This is a genomic window from Okeania sp. SIO2F4 (assembly GCF_010672385.1).
Lineage (GTDB): Bacteria > Cyanobacteriota > Cyanobacteriia > Cyanobacteriales > Microcoleaceae > Trichodesmium.
Genome location: NZ_JAAHGT010000151.1, coordinates 1 through 14158, shown reverse-complemented (window position 1 = coordinate 14158; position 14158 = coordinate 1). Strand labels below are relative to the sequence as shown.

Here is a 14158-nt window from a genome sequence, read left to right as displayed (position 1 = left end):
TCCCCAAGGCAAGGGGTGCAATAATTTACCTATAAATCTCTTACAATAAAGTATTCAGCTTAAGGATAGCTTGGGAGTAACCCAAACCTTTTTTCAACTCCTTAAAATTATTAGGAATTTAAGTTTGGGGTAAATAAAAACTAACCCAAACCACCCAAGCTTTAAATAATTGACTAATTCGATAAAATCTATGGCAAGAACAGGCAACTGGGGAGATGTTCCCCTCAAACGAGCAAAAAAATTAATCGAATTTCTAATAAGTTACAGTCAGATCAATGATGAGCGTGACAAATTATCAACTGAGTGGATAGATAGAAATAGCGATCGCCCTAAACTAAAAATAACAACAAAATTAAAAGAGCTTGCTTGTCTATTAAATCCAGAAATATCATCTAGATATAGTTCAGAAGCTAATAAACAAAAGAATGAGATTCAGAATACTATAGACCGCCTAAAAGAATTAGAAATTGTGACAGAAAGTAGTCCAGATAGTGAAAAAAGTAAAGGTATTAGAAGTTTGACATTCGCTCTTTGGCATTGTCATAAAAAGCAAGAAAATCTAACACAATTAGAGCTAGTCTGGAAAAATCGGAAACAGCAAAAGCAAAGCCAAACTGAAAAACATAATTATAGTAATCAAAAACAACAAATTAATAGAGAATTAGATCCTAATCTGGAAAAAAATATTAGAACTTATCTTTCCAAATCATTTAGTAAAGATAAATTTGCAGAATTAGATCAAGCAGGTGAACCAGAAACAGGTGAAAAGGGTACTAATCTCGGACGAGTATTTATCGATATTTCTCTTAAACCGTGGGATAAAGTAGCTACTGAAGCTAGGAGAAGAGTCACAGTTGAAGATGATTTATTTAGAAACAAAAATCATGTTCCAGCTATGGAATATTTCACAAAGGAAGAAAAAAAGTACAACAAAGTCGTAATTATTGGCGGTCCGGGTCAAGGTAAATCTACTTTAGGGCAACAACTAGCTCAAGTACATAGAGCTAAATATCTAAATAGAGAATATGAATTTACTGAAAAGATAGAAGTTAAACGCATTCCCTTTCGAGTAGTCTTAAAATATTTTGCTCAATGATTGTCGAATAGAGATAGAAATGAATCTTCTAGTTTGGAAAATTACCTAGCTACAGAAATGGGTAAAATTACAAATAGACTAGAAGAAATATCCGCTGCTAAGGTACAAGATATTTTTGAAAAGAAAGAATGCCTCTTGATTTTAGATGGATTAGATGAAATTTCAGATGCTCGTTTACAACAGCAAATGGTAGAAAAAATTTATACTTTTTTAGACTGGGCAGAAGATATAAAAGTTGATATAAAAGTTTATTTAAAAGTAGTAATAACTTCTCGTCCTAATATGTATAAACAACAGTTCAATCCTGAAAGATTTCCTCATTTAGAAATATTGCCACTGGAAAAGGAACAGAGAACAGAATATGCTCAAAAATGGGTGAAAACTAGAGATATTCATGATGGAGAACAAACAAGAATACTTGATATTCTCAAGGAATGTGAGGACGATGAGAGAATTTCTAGATTGTTAACAACTCCCTTGCAAGTAACTATTATTTTACTGATTATTAAAAATGGCGGCAGACCTCCAGGGGAAAGAGAAACTTTATTTGATGAGTATTGGAGAACTATACTAAAGCGAGAAAAAAGTAAAGACAAAGACTTAATTAAGAGTGATGACCAAATTCTTCTTAATGTTCATTCTTACTTGGGTTATTTGTTACATTATCGTGCTTCTTCTAATACTGTTGATAATTCTGATATTAATGTTCATTCTCTTTTACCGGAAAATGAATTTAGGGCAGCAATTGAAAAGGTTTTGCGAAAAAATGACCGATTTTCATCGGATAAAGATATTAATAATAAAGTTGATAAATTTGTCACTGATGCTAAAGATAGATTAGTTTTGATTGTGGAACCACAACCAGGATTATTTGGTTTTTAACTTAGGTCTTTTCAAGAGTTTTTTGCTGCTGTCTATTTATTCAAAAATGGGGATAGATTTGAAAATTTGAAGGAAAAACTTTCCGCAAAAGATTCAGAACATTGGCGATATGTCTGTTTATTTTTAGCAGGTAGAATTGTTAGAGAATTAGGAGAAGACTCTGAGAAAATATTGACACAAGTTTGTCGTCCGTTAGACAGACCTGTAGAAGATAAAAATCACAATCAAAATCATTTTTTAAGACCTGGTGCTTGGTTTGCTTTAGAGGTAGTAGCAGATGGTTCTCTAAGTAAATCTCAATATCGTAATTTCCAATATGATTTAATTGATTACGGTTTAGAAGTTTTAGATACAGGACTTACAGATGAGCAAATGTCTCAGCTAATTTCTTATACAGAGCAGCTATCTCAAGCAGATAAAAATGATCTTTTACGGAAAGTTTTAGAAGCTAAATTTAACGGTATAAATTTTCCAGAGAATTGCTCGGAAAATGCCTTGCGTATTTATGGCGAATATTTTCCACAAGAAAATTTTCTTAAAGAAAAAATAGATGCGCTTTTTGAGAGTAAAAAAAAGAGCCTAATTTTATCTGCTTTTAATATTGCTTTATCGTATATATCTGACTCTCCATGGATAGCAAAACGTTTAGAAAATTATTGGTCGTACTGGATAGATAGTAAAGATATAGTAATTCGATTTTTGTCTACAGATAACTACAATGAACTCTTAAGATACTTGCCACTTTCTCAAAGTAAATCTGAAAAACTTGCAGAGGTAATTATTGAAATTTGGGAATATTATTTTCATCACTTAGAAGAACGAACTTGGGACTTAGAGGAAGTAAACTGGGAATATTATTCACTTGCCTTTAAAGAAGGAAACTGGGAATATTATTCACTTGCCTTTGAAGAACCAAACTGGGAACTTAGAGAACCTCAAGTATTAGCAGATCAATTGATTTTCTTGTCAAAAGTTTTGCCAAAAATAAATGACTATAGACCAAGGGAACCTTTTTACAAAATTAAAATTGATGTTGAATCCTATAAAGATATATTAATCAAATCAAGGAAAACTTCATATATTTCAGAGATTTCTAGTGAAACAATAGATAGCGTTACTGGACTATTAAAAAATGATGATTTGATTTTACCAGTAAAACTAACCCTTTGGATGTTTTTTTGGTTATTTAATCAGCCAGAGAAACAAAGTATAGAGTTATTTAGAAATTTTCTTCAAGATAATTCACCTTTACCAGACTATTTTGATAGATTATGGTCTATTTTAGGTCTAGAATATTCTTGGCCTCTCTTAATTTTAGCTATCAAGAGAAATACTAATCAACAAGATATATTCACTGATTTTTTAGATTATTTGGATGGTTATACTCAAATATCTATTGCTGAAGAAATAGATAAAGGAGTTAAAGAATTTTTAGACAAAGCTGATGATGAAGAAAAACAACGATTTGTTATTGCCTTACTAACATCAGTAGGATTAGATGAGTTTTTTCCTCAACTAATTTCTACTGCTAGAAAAATAGGAGTTCAATTATATGAATTAGTAAGAGCATATACAACCTGCTTATTATCTGTTGACTTTCAACTTGAATATTCTTCAGATCAGCTACGAAAAATTTTGGCTATTGTTGAACAAGCAATACAAAATAGAGAAAAGCCATATATTGATTTAGGAGTAATATTTATAGTTACTTGGTCATATTCTTTAGAAGCTATAAACTATGCACGTCAAATTCTTGAATTATTTCTTGATAAGTATTCTGAATCTTACTCTTTTCCTCCTGCTAGTTTAGGTATAAATTTATTTCTAAAGCTACTTGAACATGATGCTGATATATTAGATTCAGCACCTAATTTATTTACTAAATTGTCACTATATGAGCTAATCAAAGTAGACATATATGAAATATATAAACTTTTTATTAAACCTGATAAAGAATATATTTATCGATTTACATCACTTCTGAATTATAGTAATAAATCAGTTCGTGTTGGTAGTGCATTGATTTTAAAAGTAATAAGAGATTCATCTCATCGGAGAATAATAAAAAGAGAATTGTTCTCAGATGTTCGTATAGATTTCAATTTAGGAATAGAATTTCTTCACAAAGAAGATGCGAAAGATCGTCTAATCGGTATAACACTTCTATCTTTTCCAAATTATCCTCTCGAAGAGAAGCAATATCAAAGTTTAATTTTGAATAATTTACAAAATCCAAAAACAGAAGCAGAAGAAGAAGCTTGGAATAAGTTTCTCAAGGAAATTCCAATGGATTCAGAAAAACATTTGATGTGGCGTACATTTATAGAAGAAATTTTGAGGAAACCTGCTGTTTATAGTAGCTCAGTATTAAGAATAGCAATGGAACGATACCTTGAAATTGTTGGTAAGAGTTAAGTTTATGATGAATTTTAGAAAATCATACTTTCATCCAATAAAAAATTTGTAGTCTTGCATAAAAGTACCGATAAAATATTTTAACTATCAGTAATAAAGGAGAAACAAAAATGATACAAAAGCAAACTTTTGAGGAAAGTAGTAGTCATGTATTTGCCGTTCTCGGTTTCGACGATGCAGACGAAATTTTTACACGAGGAAAAATGGCTATTCAGGTAATACATTTGTTTAAAAAACGCCATCTTAAACAGCATAAAATCAGTGAAATTATAGGTATTTCTTAATCAGAAGTATCTCATTTGATGAATGGATAATTTCAAAAGTTTAGTGAAGGGAAACTACTTAACTTTCTCAAACGATTTGATCTGGAAATTACTTTACCAAAATAATTAATAATTAAACAATTAAATAATTAGATAATTCACCTTTTAAGCCTCCCCTTTCAAGGGGAAAAAGCGGTCGGAAAGCGAAGCAGTCCGTTAGGATGGGATGGCGAGGAAACCTCGCCATATCCAATCGACCAAGAGAAATAAATCTTTTCCTGATTCGTCTTACCTCTCCCTTTTAGGGAGAGGTAATTATCAATTATCAATTATCAATTATCCATTAATGAAATCTCCATTCTCGTAATGGGGAAAATCAAAATATTGAGACAGCGATCGCTCTTTGATACTTGACAATTTGCCTAAGTTCTAACACCAGAACACTTAACGCCCAAAATTTAGAAGTAGTTTGACAGTTCATTAGAAGTTTAAAGGTCTAGTTTTGCCTTACTTTAAACTCGGCGATCGCTTCCTCACCAAGTTGAGCGAGAGAAGGAAAAAATCTATCCCCCGGCTCCGGAAGCTTCAGCAAATGAAACGACTATTTCTCTATACGCAATAAATAGAAGGAAAAATTTCATCACCCACCTCCTGGAGCTTCAGCAAATGAAATGACTATTTCTCTATACGCAATAAGTAGAAGGAAAAATTTCATCACCCATCTCTGGGAGCTTCAGCAAATGAAACGACTATTTCTCTATCCGCAATAGAAGGAAAAAATCATCATATCAAATCCGCTGGCTACGGTTCCCGAGAAATCGGAGAAACAAGAAACCGGGTTTGTGGGAGGTCAATGTTATTATTGTAGGAAATTTGATACTTTCCCCGGTTTCTCTACTTTTTTATACCGATACTACCGGATTTGATATCACCCATCTCCGGGAGCTTCAGCAAATGAAATGACTATTTCTCTATCCGCAATAAATAGAAGGAAAAATTTCATCACCCACCTCCTGGAGCTTCAGCAAATGAAACGACTATTTCTCTATCCGCAATAGAAGGAAAAAATCATCACCTATCTCTGGGAGCTTCAGTAAATGAAACGACTATTTCTCTATCCGCAATAGAAGGAAAAATTTCATCACCCATCTCCGGGAGCTTTAGTAAATGAAACGACTATTTCTCTATCCGCAATAGAAGGAAAAATTTCATCACCCATCTCCGGGAGCTTCAGTAAATGAAACGACTATTGCTCTATACGCAATAGAAAAAATCATCATTTATCCTGTACATCATTTGCCCGAAATATGCTGTATGACCAGTAACCTATAACTTCTAACTTCTAACTTCTGACTTTCTACTCCAATTCCCGCCGCCCCTCCAACGCTCGCGCCAAAGTTACCTGATCGGCATATTCTAAATCTCCTCCCATAGGCAAACCAAAAGCAATACGGGTAACTTTTGTAAAAGGTCTCAACAACTGACCGACATATAAAGTAGTAGTCTCTCCTTCCACACTCGGACTAATAGCAATAATTACTTCCTGAATATTTCCCTGACTGACTCGCCGTACCAAAGGTTGAATAGTCAACTGTTCCGGCCCGATGCCATCCATCGGCGAAATGACTCCCCCCAGAACATGATATTCACCCTTGTATTCTCGTGTTTTTTCCAAAGCAATTAGATCGCGGGAGTCAGAGACCACACAAATAATTTCTTTGTCTCGCTGAGGGTTTCGACAAATTTCACAAATAGGTTCAGCCGATAAATGGAAACATTTCTCACATAAACCCACTTTTTTCCTCGCATCAACTAAAGCTTGAGCTAAAGCTTGAACTTCCGCTTCCGGGCGCTTAATAATATGTAGTGCCAGACGTTGTGCTGTTTTAGGACCAACTCCAGGTAAACGTTGTAATTGTTCAATTAATCGGGCTAAAGGTCGAGTATAAATTTTGAACTACCTCCAATTCAGTTATCAGTTATCAGTTATCAGTTATTAGTTATCAGTACCTCCAGTGATATAGAATTTGGGGTGCTGGTGCATTATAATTATTTTTTGATAGATAGACGGCAGTAGGAGCATCTTGCTCCCGTGCCAAGCATTCCCTATGCTAAGAAATAACTTGACTTTGAGCAATAAATAATTCCTTAATACCTGCTTCTGCTAAATCTAAAATTTGATTCAGTTGAGTACGACTAAAACTACCTGCTTCTGCTGTTCCCTGAACTTCAATCAAAGCTGGTTTATTGTTCATTACTACATTAAAATCAATTTCTGCCGCCACATCTTCAGTATAATTCAAATCTAAATAAGGTTCCCCCTCCAATAACCCTACTGACACAGCAGCAACCTGATGCAAAATAGGCGATCGCTCCAATTCTCCCTGCTCTAACAACTTATCAATAGCATTCGCCACTGCCACAAACCCCCCAGTAATAGAAGTAGTGCGAGTACCTGCATCTGCTTGCAAAACATCAGTATCTACTATTATGGTGCGTTCCCCTAATAAATTCATATCTAGAGAAGCTCTCAAACTACGTCCGATCAACCTTTGAATTTCTTGAGTTCTCCCAGATAGTTTCATAAATTCTCGTTGTTGACGTTGGGGAGTTGCACCAGGTAACATTCTATATTCTGCGGTTAACCAACCCTGACCTGTATCTGCCAAAAATTTTGGTACTCCTGGTTGAATAGTGACAGTACAAAGTACCTTTGTCTCACCACACTTAGTTAAAACAGAACTTGTGGCAAATTTAGTGTAATCTAATTCAAAACTGATAGGTCGTAATTGGTTTGCTTGTCTACCATCAGGACGTTGCCAAGACATAATATTTTTAATGGATAATGGATAATGGATAATGGATAATTGATAATTAATAATTACCTGTGATTAAAACCGAAATAATTGAAGCAAGTGGAGAAATTTTATTTCTTTTTTCTCTGTAAAAGGAAAGACTTTAAACCTCTGAAGATTAATTATCAATTGGTAAAATTTAGATAATCTAAAAATTGAATATTGACAGATAATTTTTAATTATTGAGAATTAAGTTTCTGTAATATTTCTTGTTGAACTTGGGTTACTGTTTTTCCCCCATCAATAGTAAGTAATTTTTGGCGATATTGATAATATTCCAAAATTGGAATAGTACGCTCATAAAATAAATCTACCCGACGCTGCACAATTTCTGGATTATCATCAGTACGTCCTCGCTTTAAACATCTGTTCATAGATTCTTCCTCAGACACCTTTAAATAAATTGCCCAGTCTAATTTTTGCCCCAAATCATCTAGTAAAAAATGTAGTTCCTCTGCTTGAAAAGCTGTTCTAGGATAACCATCCATTAACCAACCCTGAGTAACATCAGATTCTAAAAGTCGTTGACGCACAAACTCAATCATTGTCCGGTCTGGTACTAAGTCTCCCTTTTCCACATAAGCTTGTGCCACTTGGCCTAATGTTGTTTGAGTAGCGATCGCCTCTCTGAGTATATTGCCAATAGAAATCAAAGGAATCTGTAGATACTGACATAGTAATTCTGCTTGAGTTCCTTTACCCGCACCTGGACCACCTAAAATTATTAGTCTCACAACTCCTCAACTTGATTAGTCACAATGTATACTTAACTATTTTATAGAACCCATGTTGCTCAAAATCCCCGTTACAAAAACAACTTCTGACTTCTGACTTCTGACTTCTGACTTCATTTTCCCTACTCCCTCAAACTTGGACATACATATAGTGTTAAATTTGTCGTATAATTGGAAAAAGCACTATATATTGTATTGTAAAATGAACATTGTCCTAGGGCAAGCTTTCAGTCCAGCTTAGTAGTTGGAAAAATTAGTATAGTACCAAAAATAGATTTCTCAATTTTAATTTTCATAATGGTTGCACAATTACAAACCCCTTCTCTAAATGTTCCCAGCGATCTACCATACTCAGTTCCTGGTCTGGTACAGGTATTCACAAGTGGTCAACGCAATTTCTTTACTGATGTTATGGCTCAAGCTTTGAGGATAGCTGGCCAGGGTACATCTGTATTAATTGTACAGTTTCTTAAAGGGGGGATTAACCAGGGACACGATCGACCAATGCAATTAGGGGAAAATCTCAATTGGGTTCGTTGTGGTCTTCCTGGTTGTATTAATAGCTCGGATATAGATGAAAGCCAGAAAAATTCACTACTTGATTTGTGGCACTATACTCAAGCAGTAGTAGCTGAAGGAAGATATGAGTTAGTAGTTCTTGATGAACTGAGTTTAGCAGTTAATTTTGGTTTAATTCCTGAGACTGAGGTATTAGATTTTCTAGAAAAGCGCCCTCCTAATTTAGATGTAATTTTGACAGGACCAAATATACCGGAAGAAATTCTGAATATAGCAGACCAAATTACAGAAATTCGTCGCAGTCATAGACCATAATTTCAGTTATCAGTTATCAGTTATCAGTTATCAGTTCCTCTGGCTGAACCCAGAGGCTTGAAATACTGAAGATTCTTTCTTTCATCCCCTTAAAAGGGGAGGCTTGAGACCTTATTTTTTGCTCAGAAGTCAGAAGTTGTTTTTCTAATGGGGATTAGAGTAACGCTCCAAATACATTTCGCCTTAAAAGGCGGGGTTGAGCAACCCAATTATTTTGATAACTCAAAAGAAACTAGGAATTATTAATAAATTTTCCCTAATTTAATTCCGTAGGGGTTTGGTTTCCAAACCCTGTCTAGACTTCGGTCAAAGAATGTTCAGGTTATTTTTAGAGAGTTACTAAAATTCAAATCACAAGAATTAAAGAGTGGCGATCGCTACTAAATATGCCACAAGAAACTTTTTAGGTAACAATAGAAAATTTCAAGTCGAAAAATTTAATTTCTAGGAAGAGTAGAATAAATATAAAAAATATAATAAATCATTTCAAGTTTGGGTTATTTAAACAGCAAAAAATCTTACCAAAGTTATTGTCAAATGAAAACTTTATTGAAGTGGACGGTTACAGAATATCATCATCTCATTAATACCGGAATATTAATTGACGGACATACAGAACTTTTGCATGGAGAAATAGTAGAAATTTCACCGGAAAGTGCGATACATACTCAAATTAAGGAGTAGGGGAGTGGGGGAGTAATTTTTTTCCCCAAAAAAAATCCTAAAATCTTTATATGTAAATACTTTGATATTTAATCAGCAAGCCCTAATTATAAATCTTATCAAAGCGAACCGTTTTTCCGATTGTGCTGTTGAGTGGTAGAAAAATTTGAGTAGAAATAATAGAATTATGAGATAAGTTGATTATTGATGTAAATGTCATGAAAAATGACTCAGATTATTTGAGAAAAACTCAAGCCTTATCTAATAGATAAATTAAAAAGTTGAGCGGCAAAAAATAATCGTAGTTTGGAAGAAGAAATCACAGAAATCTTGGAACAAGCTTTAAAAACTGAAGTGGAAATTAAGCCGAAATATGAAGGATGGCAACCGGGATTTTTTGAAGAGGTTATAGGAGCTTGGACTGGTGAACCTTTAGTGCGAGAACCTCAACCAGAATATCAGGAACGAGAACCTTTTGTGAAACAAAAACGACAATGGTCTCCTGATTTTTTTGAAAAAATTTGTGGCAGTTGGGAAGGTGAAACCTTAGTGCGAGAAACTCAACCAAAAATTTGATGCTAATACTAGCGATAGCCTGATTTATTCAAAAGGCAATTGATACCATAAATCATTTTTATTTTCACTTTGAGGTGTATCTTGAAAGATTACTGGAAAAATTCCTTCTACAATAAGAGGTATTGCCAAGAAGAAAAATAATAATAAAAGTAAAAGCATTTGTGCTGGTGGTATTTGCTTAATTATATTGTTGGCTGAAGTGTCTATAAGTTCGGATTTTAAAGTATTTATATCAGCTTGATTATAATTCCCAGGAATCGTAACAGCTATTCGTGGCTTCCCCAAAAATTTAGTACCCCTAAAACTGACATTTTCAACTGTTATATCCAAATTGTGTTCGGCAATTTTCTTATTTAATTCTCCTGATTGAAAAAGTTCTTCTATTTTTTCTAGTCCTGATTGAGAAGCACTTTTTATAATTAATTTAATACTGCCTACTATAATATCTATTACAATAGCATCACCAGTATAATAATTACGCACAAATTCAATAAAACCTTTTAATCTTTTTATAAGCTCTTCATCAACAGTTGTATTCTCTTGAAAAGTAGTTCGTCGTTGATTTTTTTCTTCCTCTTCTTTTCCTAGAATACCAATCATTCTATATTTAATTCTATCGTCAGATTTTTCAAGTTCTCTCTCATCCTTTTGTTCTTCTTCTTCTGCTTTTTCTGCCTCTTCTCCTTCTTGTATTCCTAATGCATAGTTTTCTAATTTAAGTGTGTTACATATGATACTAAATCTACTTAGCAGAATAGGCTTTTGATTAAAAAATTTACTTATTGTACTGAGACCTACTGCAATTTCTGTATTAGCTGCGATGTTGTCTTGAAGTTTTTTTTGCGAAGGTATTCCAAGTCTTACCATAGCTTTTCTGGCTCTTTCGAGCAATTCATCTTTTGCTGTAGCAGTTGCCCGTTTTTTACTCGAATATTTTTGATCTTGGCTTGTGTTGCTCATAGCTAAACCAATTACGTTTTGAGAGTAACCTTAATCTAAGCTAATTATGGTGTTTCTTCCATATTTTCTATTATTAGAAAAAAACAGTTGTCACCAGTTAATTTTTGCAAAACTTCAACAATAGATTTTAACTCTTCTATCAATTTTCTATCAATCGCACCACTAATTGCAAATTTGGCTGTTTCTTCTGCTGTAGCATAAACCCGCTTTCTACCTTCTTCTTGTATTGCTAATTCTTGTATTGCTGATTCGTAGTTTACTAATTTAAGTGTCTTACATATAATGTTAAATTTATCTAGTTTAATAGGCTTTTGATTAAAAAATTTATCTATTGTACTGAGACCTATTGCAGTTTCTCTATTAGCTGTGATTCTGTCTTGAAGTTTTTTTCGCGAAGATATTCCAAATATTAGCATAGCTCTTTTGGCTCTTTCAATTAACTCATCATTTGCTGTAGAAGTTGCGCGTTTTTTACTCGAATATTTTTGATCTTTGCTTACATTCATTAGCCATAAAAGGTCTCTATAAAAATCAATCTTAAGGGATGCTCAAAAGTTATTTTTTGGTAGTTTATAACGAATCGCAGCAGCTCACTATTAAGTTTAACTATGGTTTTTCATATTTTGTGGCCACTACTCTAGGAAAGCTAAGTTGAGCGTAAAACAATCATAAGGCAACCATAAGACAATCGCAAAACACAAAGCTATCACAACAAAACCTTTACATAATAAGTATTCCAGGATTTTTAGTAAAAAATTAGTTGATTGTACTGCAAGATAATTGAGTTATTTATACAAGTTTTACTTCTGAAAATATTTCTAATTTTATTGTAGCTTTTTCGGCTTTTTTTAGAGATTTTAATATAGTTAAAGTTAATTACTTAATCGCTTGTAAATTGAACATAAAACAATTACCAGGAAATAACTAAACAATTACTAGGAAATAACTAAACAATTCAACTACCTACAATTACCAGCGACAATAAAAATAGAAAAATTCATTGAATGTAAAATGATGAACAACAAAAGAGTAGTGATTACGCAGACTTCTAATCCAACAGAAAACATTCAGGTAAAACCTGATTTGCCTAACGGTAATAGTCCAGTGGATATTCTCTTGGCAATAGCTGTTTTAATTACAGCGATCGCTAAATTAGTTGAGGTATCTGTTCCAGTAGTGAAAAAGAAGAATAAATAAGTTGTTGAATTAACAGCCTAATCAAAAATCCCGCACTCTCTTTTTAAGGGAGTAGCGGGATAAAAACCACAAAATTCTAGTATTATTAATCAATGATTGTCTGATTTTTAGTAGGGGCGATTCGCGAATCGCTCGTACAGTAGTCAGTAGTTATAGCAGTCGAAGCAAAGATTAGGACATTTCTAAATCCTGAAATCCTTTGACAGTTTACTATTCCCTATTCCCTATTCCCTATTCCCTATTCCCTAGCGCTATAAAACAGTTTTTTGCTGACTATTAATCTGATTCCGATACAAATTTTATACCTTATTTAACAAATACCAAATTCTGAATTCTTGATTCTCAATTCTCAATACCTTCCAAGGCAAAATGTTTTCTGAGATTGGTAAATAATTGTCTAATTTTTAGTAGAGGCGATTCGCGAATCGCCCGTACAGTAGTCAATAGTTAAAACAGTTTTTTGCTGACTATTAATCTGATTTCGATACAAATTTTATACCTTATTTAACAAATACCAAATTCTGAATTCTCGATTCTCAATTCTCAAGAATATTTAGGAACAGAAGTAGGAAAAAGTAGAGATGTTGCTGCTTTTTTAGCAATTGTTTCTGAGATAGAAATTTGCTTGAGAGTAACCAAACCATCTTTGATAAACATATCTCTTAAAGCTGCCTTTTCCCCACTATTAAAAGTAGTCTCATAAAAAACTTCTTTAATACCAGCAGAAATAATTAATTTCAAACAATAAAGACAAGGTTCTAAGGTGACATAAATAACAGCTCCATTCGTAGAAATACCATGTTTTGCAGCTTGAGCAATAGCATTAGCTTCCGCATGAACAGCACGGGATGGTAAAGCTTTACTAGCATCACAACTACTTAATTCAGGATAACAAAAACCTTGAGTTGTACAATGTGAAGAACCAGAAGGAGAACCATTATAACCAGTTGCTAAAACTTGTCTATCTTTAACTATTACCGCTCCCACTGGAAAAGCTAAACAAGTTGAGCGAGTAGCTGCCAGTTTAGCTATCATTAAAAAGTATTCATCCCAGGTCGGTCTTTGATATAATTCTTCTGTCATATTCCTGTTGAACCAAATCCGCTAATATCTCTTTCAGTTGTACTTAATCGCTCGACTTCTTCTACCTTAACAGATAAAACTGATGCTATAACCATTTGAGCTATTTTCATTCCTTTAGTTACTTTAAAGGAATTTTTACCATGATTTATCAGAATTACTCCTATTTCTCCTCGGTAAGTTTCATCGATAGTTCCGGGAGTATTTAAAACAGTAATTTGATGTTTTAAAGCTAATCCACTTCGGGGGCGAATTTGTGCTTCTGTTCCTGATGGTAATTCTATAGAAATACCTGTATGAATTAATGTGCTTTCTCCAGGATTAATAGTTAATTCATCAAGAGAAAATAAATCTAATCCGGCGTCTTGGTTATGAGCATAAGAGGGCATAATTGCCAGTTCATCTAACTTTTTAACTTTCAGTTTCATAATAGGGAATAGGGAATAGGGAATAGGGAATAGATAACTTTGTTTCTTACCCTAAATCTTGGGGGATGAAAATCTCTCAATATTCCACCTATAGAGTTAAATTTTTTCTGATTTCCTTATTCTAGGGAATATAGAATTGCCCTAACTTGATGTTTTAAAGCTAATCCACTTCGG

General features: G+C 33.5%; 15 protein-coding genes. 8 read left to right on the top strand and 7 right to left on the bottom strand.

Annotated features, from left to right (window positions below):
- Positions 1 to 190 precede the first annotated feature (190 nt).
- From F6K22_RS12220 to F6K22_RS12205, 4 genes are all read left to right on the top strand, one after another.
- Positions 191 to 1096 carry a hypothetical protein gene (locus tag F6K22_RS12220; RefSeq protein WP_293097646.1) on the top strand — a complete coding sequence of 302 codons (906 nt, stop codon included), beginning with the start codon at positions 191 to 193 and terminating at the stop codon, positions 1094 to 1096.
- Positions 1097 to 1978: an NACHT domain-containing protein gene (locus F6K22_RS12215; protein ID WP_293097643.1), complete on the top strand. Its 882-nt coding sequence runs from the start codon at positions 1097 to 1099 to the stop codon at positions 1976 to 1978.
- A 66-nt stretch (positions 1979 to 2044) separates the two neighbouring features.
- Positions 2045 to 4393, top strand: a complete 2349-nt coding sequence (locus F6K22_RS12210) for a hypothetical protein (protein WP_293097640.1) — start codon at positions 2045 to 2047, stop codon at positions 4391 to 4393.
- 110 nt (positions 4394 to 4503) lie between these two features.
- Positions 4504 to 4677 carry a hypothetical protein gene (locus tag F6K22_RS12205; RefSeq protein ID WP_293097637.1) on the top strand — a complete coding sequence of 58 codons (174 nt, stop codon included), beginning with the start codon at positions 4504 to 4506 and terminating at the stop codon, positions 4675 to 4677.
- 1336 nt (positions 4678 to 6013) lie between these two features.
- On the opposite strand, the gene recR is transcribed toward F6K22_RS12205, so the two are convergent.
- The 3 genes from recR to F6K22_RS12190 form a co-directional block, all read right to left on the bottom strand.
- Complete coding sequence (recR, locus tag F6K22_RS12200; RefSeq protein ID WP_293097649.1) at positions 6014 to 6607, bottom strand: recombination mediator RecR; 594 nt, start codon at positions 6605 to 6607, stop codon at positions 6014 to 6016.
- A 160-nt stretch (positions 6608 to 6767) separates the two neighbouring features.
- A complete protein-coding gene (rph, locus tag F6K22_RS12195) occupies positions 6768 to 7484 on the bottom strand; it encodes a ribonuclease PH (protein WP_293097634.1) in 717 nt (238 codons plus the stop codon).
- A gap of 207 nt (positions 7485 to 7691) precedes the next feature.
- The gene (locus F6K22_RS12190; RefSeq protein WP_293097631.1) at positions 7692 to 8246 is read right to left on the bottom strand and encodes an adenylate kinase; all 555 of its coding nucleotides are present in this window, start codon (positions 8244 to 8246) and stop codon (positions 7692 to 7694) included.
- A gap of 297 nt (positions 8247 to 8543) precedes the next feature.
- Between F6K22_RS12190 and F6K22_RS12185 the strand changes: the two genes are divergently transcribed.
- From F6K22_RS12185 to F6K22_RS12175, 3 genes are all read left to right on the top strand, one after another.
- Entirely contained in the window at positions 8544 to 9080 is a 537-nt protein-coding gene (locus F6K22_RS12185) for a P-loop NTPase family protein (protein WP_293097628.1), read from the top strand.
- Between the two features lie 537 nt (positions 9081 to 9617).
- Entirely contained in the window at positions 9618 to 9764 is a 147-nt protein-coding gene (locus F6K22_RS12180; RefSeq protein WP_293097625.1) for a hypothetical protein, read from the top strand.
- Positions 9765 to 10049: 285 nt separating this feature from the next.
- Positions 10050 to 10319 carry a hypothetical protein gene (locus tag F6K22_RS12175; RefSeq protein ID WP_293097622.1) on the top strand — a complete coding sequence of 90 codons (270 nt, stop codon included), beginning with the start codon at positions 10050 to 10052 and terminating at the stop codon, positions 10317 to 10319.
- 24 nt (positions 10320 to 10343) lie between these two features.
- Here the strand turns inward: F6K22_RS12175 and F6K22_RS12170 are convergent, their stop codons facing one another.
- Entirely contained in the window at positions 10344 to 11279 is a 936-nt protein-coding gene (locus tag F6K22_RS12170) for a hypothetical protein (protein WP_293097619.1), read from the bottom strand.
- A 44-nt stretch (positions 11280 to 11323) separates the two neighbouring features.
- Positions 11324 to 11785: a hypothetical protein gene (locus tag F6K22_RS12165; protein ID WP_293097616.1), complete on the bottom strand. Its 462-nt coding sequence runs from the start codon at positions 11783 to 11785 to the stop codon at positions 11324 to 11326.
- A gap of 505 nt (positions 11786 to 12290) precedes the next feature.
- Here F6K22_RS12165 and F6K22_RS12160 point away from each other — a divergent pair.
- On the top strand, positions 12291 to 12476 hold the full coding sequence (locus F6K22_RS12160; protein WP_293097614.1) for a hypothetical protein: 186 nt from the start codon (positions 12291 to 12293) through the stop codon (positions 12474 to 12476).
- 543 nt (positions 12477 to 13019) lie between these two features.
- Here the strand turns inward: F6K22_RS12160 and F6K22_RS12155 are convergent.
- Positions 13020 to 13559, bottom strand: coding sequence for a deoxycytidylate deaminase (locus F6K22_RS12155; protein ID WP_293097612.1), 540 nt, complete (start codon positions 13557 to 13559; stop codon positions 13020 to 13022).
- Entirely contained in the window at positions 13556 to 13984 is a 429-nt protein-coding gene (gene dut, locus F6K22_RS12150; RefSeq protein WP_293097610.1) for a dUTP diphosphatase, read from the bottom strand. Before dut ends, F6K22_RS12155 begins: the two co-directional genes overlap by 4 nt.
- Positions 13985 to 14158: the final 174 nt, after the last annotated feature.

Excerpts from the sequence above, each read along its gene's own strand:
- F6K22_RS12220 (WP_293097646.1), top strand. The coding sequence starts at position 191 with ATGGCAAGAACAGGCAACTGGGGAGATGTTCCCCTCAAACGAGCAAAA.
- F6K22_RS12205 (WP_293097637.1), top strand. The coding sequence starts at position 4,504 with ATGATACAAAAGCAAACTTTTGAGGAAAGTAGTAGTCATGTATTTGCC.
- rph (WP_293097634.1), bottom strand. The coding sequence starts at position 7,484 with ATGTCTTGGCAACGTCCTGATGGTAGACAAGCAAACCAATTACGACCT.
- F6K22_RS12185 (WP_293097628.1), top strand. The coding sequence starts at position 8,544 with ATGGTTGCACAATTACAAACCCCTTCTCTAAATGTTCCCAGCGATCTA.
- F6K22_RS12180 (WP_293097625.1), top strand. The coding sequence starts at position 9,618 with ATGAAAACTTTATTGAAGTGGACGGTTACAGAATATCATCATCTCATT.
- F6K22_RS12170 (WP_293097619.1), bottom strand. The coding sequence starts at position 11,279 with ATGAGCAACACAAGCCAAGATCAAAAATATTCGAGTAAAAAACGGGCA.
- F6K22_RS12165 (WP_293097616.1), bottom strand. The coding sequence starts at position 11,785 with ATGAATGTAAGCAAAGATCAAAAATATTCGAGTAAAAAACGCGCAACT.
- F6K22_RS12160 (WP_293097614.1), top strand. The coding sequence starts at position 12,291 with ATGATGAACAACAAAAGAGTAGTGATTACGCAGACTTCTAATCCAACA.
- F6K22_RS12155 (WP_293097612.1), bottom strand. The coding sequence starts at position 13,559 with ATGACAGAAGAATTATATCAAAGACCGACCTGGGATGAATACTTTTTA.
- dut (WP_293097610.1), bottom strand. The coding sequence starts at position 13,984 with ATGAAACTGAAAGTTAAAAAGTTAGATGAACTGGCAATTATGCCCTCT.